Annotated in this window: 1 protein-coding gene; it reads right to left on the minus strand. The window is 39.4% G+C overall.

Features of this window, described 5'->3' with window-relative positions; all coding sequences use genetic code 11:
* Positions 1–440: translation initiation factor IF-3 (gene infC, locus ACRCJ0_RS18060; RefSeq protein ID WP_431391517.1), on the minus strand; the 440-nt coding region annotated here is incomplete at its 3' end.
* Positions 441–660: the final 220 nt, after the last annotated feature.

A 660-nucleotide genomic window follows, 5' to 3' on the forward strand; every position in this document is an offset into this window, starting at 1 on the left:
TTAAGCTCTTCTGCAAAGCGTTCTAGCACTTCGCGACCGATTTCTTTGTGCGTAATAGCACGTCCACGGAAACGAATTGAAGCTTTCACTTTGTCACCTTTTTCAAGGAACTTGCGAGCTTGACGCAATTTTGTGTCGAAATCATTTTTTTCAATCGTAGGAGATAAACGTACTTCCTTCAGACTGACTTGTTTTTGATTTTGACGTTGTTCACGCTCTTTCCGTTGTTGCTCATAACGGTATTTACCGTAATCCATAATACGGGCAACTGGCGGTTTTGCGTTTGGTGATACTAGTACTAAGTCAAGTTCAACTTGCTCAGCTTTATCTAAAGCCTCGTCTTTACTTAACACACCTAATTGTTCACCTTCAGAATCAATTACACGAAGTTCACGTGCACGGATATTTTCATTTACGAACATATCTTTTGCGATAGTAATACACCTCCATTGATGCTGTATAAAAAGAAAATTTTTCTGCAAGATTGCATAAATCTGTATGAAAGAGAAATTTCACATAGAAAAAAACGACGGATAGCACAATCACTACCCGTCGTATTAAGCACACAGATCGAGTCTGTGTGAACTGAATATCTATCAACCCGAGGACGTAACTTGTCAACTCAGGTGAGAAACGGGTGTTTCTGCTTCTTTTCTCAAC

Source organism: Aerococcus sp. L_32, assembly GCF_050689315.1.